General features: G+C 73.0%; 1 protein-coding gene, 1 tRNA gene and 2 pseudogenes. All 4 read right to left on the bottom strand.

What is annotated here, in order from left to right:
* The 4 genes and pseudogenes from IE318_RS35410 to IE318_RS35395 all read right to left on the bottom strand — a co-directional run bounded on the left by IE318_RS35410 (window position 1) and on the right by IE318_RS35395 (window position 1,671).
* Window positions 1-72, bottom strand: a tRNA-Gly gene (locus IE318_RS35410).
* A gap of 23 nt (window positions 73-95) precedes the next feature.
* Window positions 96-722, bottom strand: a pseudogene (locus IE318_RS35405) (response regulator).
* Window positions 723-735: 13 nt separating this feature from the next.
* Window positions 736-1,468: pseudogene (locus IE318_RS35400) on the bottom strand (sensor histidine kinase); the annotation flags it as partial.
* Window positions 1,453-1,671 carry a hypothetical protein gene (locus tag IE318_RS35395; RefSeq protein WP_189906939.1) on the bottom strand — a complete coding sequence of 73 codons (219 nt, stop codon included), beginning with the start codon at window positions 1,669-1,671 and terminating at the stop codon, window positions 1,453-1,455. The pseudogene IE318_RS35400 and the gene IE318_RS35395, both read right to left, overlap by 16 nt.
* Between the last annotated feature and the right edge of the window lie 147 nt (window positions 1,672-1,818).

Here is a 1,818-nt window from a genome sequence, read left to right as displayed (position 1 = left end):
GCGGACGACGAGGCTCGAACTCGCGACCTCAACCTTGGCAAGGTTGCGCTCTACCAACTGAGCTACGTCCGCATTGCGCCGTGGCGCGACGCCAACTATACCCAACCTCGCTCGCGTGCGAGACGCACTGCCGCATGCCGGTTTTCCGCCCCGAGTTTCGAGACGGCCGACGACAGGTAGTTGCGCACGGTCTCCTGCGACAGCGCGGCCCGCTCGGCGATCTCCGCGACGGGCGCCCCGTCGACGGCCGGTTCCAGCACCTCGGCCTCCCGTGTGGTCAGCGGGGAGTCCCCCGATGCGATGGCGTCGGCGGCCAACTCGGGGTCGACGCTGGGGGTTCCCCCGCGCCGTTGAGGCGTGAGGGAGGTTCCCGGCGTGCACCGTGCGGATGATCTCCGCGAGCCGTTGGGCGCTGACGGCCTTCGGGACAAAGCCGCGCACCCCCGCCGCAAGGGCCCGTTCGAGGTGGCCCGGCCGCCCGTGACTGGTGACGATCAGCACCTGGCAGCCCGGCAGTTCGGCCCGCAGGGATGTGGCGACCTTCACACCGTCGGCGCCCGGCATCTGAAGAGCGAGCACGGCCACGTCCGGCTCGTGCGCCCGTGCCATCGCCGGCGCCTCCGGCCCGCTCGCCGCCTCGGCGACGATCACCAGGTCGTTCTCCAGGGCGGGCAGCGCGGCGAGCGCGCCCAGGTGAGGTACTCGTCGTCGGCGAGCAGCAGCCGTACCGGATCGTCATGCCGTGATCTCTCTCACACTCAGGGGCACTTCGGCGGTCACTCGGAACGTGTCCCCGCCGACATGGCCCGCCTCCAGCCTTCCGCCCACCGCCGACAGCCGTTCCCGCAGGCCGGCCGGCCCGGATCCGCCGCAGGCCGCGGGCCGCGGGGTCGGTGGCGCCGTCGTTCTGCACGGTCAGCACGACGCGCCGGTCGTCGACGTCCGGTGCGATGTCGCATCGGGCGGCGTCCCCGTGCCGCAGCACGTTCGTCGTCGCCTCCCGCACCACCCACCCCAGTGCCGACTGCACCTCGCCGTCCAGCCCGCCGGCCTGCCCGCGCACCTCGCAGCGGATCCCGGCCGCGCTCAACACGCCCTGCCCACCCCCGAGTTCGGCACCGATGTCGGCCTCCCGGTAGCCCCGTACGACAGCGCGGACCTCGCGCTGCGACTCCTGCGCGATCCGCTGCACCTCGATCATCTGCTCCACGGCCTCGGGCCGCCCGCGCCGTGCCAGCCGCACGGCGAGCTCGCTCCTGAGGGCGATGGCGGCCAGGTTCCGCCCCATCACGTCGTGCAGGTCCCGGCCGAACCGCAGCCGTTCCGCGGCGACGGCGAGCCGCGCCTCGACCTCCCGGGCCCGTTCCGCCTCCCACAGCGCGGACAGCGTCCAGGCGCCGCAGCGGCAGGCGAGCAGCGAGAAGAGCGCGCCGAAGGCGGTCAGGGCGCCGATCATGACGATCGGGCCCGGCTCGGGCCCGGCTCGGACTCGGCTCGGGCTCGGCTCGGGCTCGTCCGGCCGAACGCGGCCATCAGCACCACGGCGAGCACCGCGGACCGGCGCAGGAACATCGGCATGGGCAGGGTGAGGCCGTACAGCACGCCGGCCGGCAGCAGCTCGGCGGCGATGGCGAGCCGTACGGCCGGGTGTTCGTGTTCGGTCCTGGCCATGACGTCAGCGTCCCGGCGAACGGGGTCCGGCGGCAGTGCGCGGTGTCATCGCTCGGCATGACAAATGCCAGAAGCGGTCGGCGGACGATCCACACACGGTGCGCATACGAAAAAGACCCCGGTCCCTGAGGACCGGGGTCTCACTCT

Origin of the sequence: Streptomyces spiralis (assembly GCF_014654675.1) — a bacterium.
In the GTDB taxonomy this organism is placed as follows: domain Bacteria; phylum Actinomycetota; class Actinomycetes; order Streptomycetales; family Streptomycetaceae; genus Streptomyces; species Streptomyces spiralis.
Note: the sequence above shows the minus strand (reverse complement) of the source record. Positions and strands in the feature narration are given on the sequence as shown.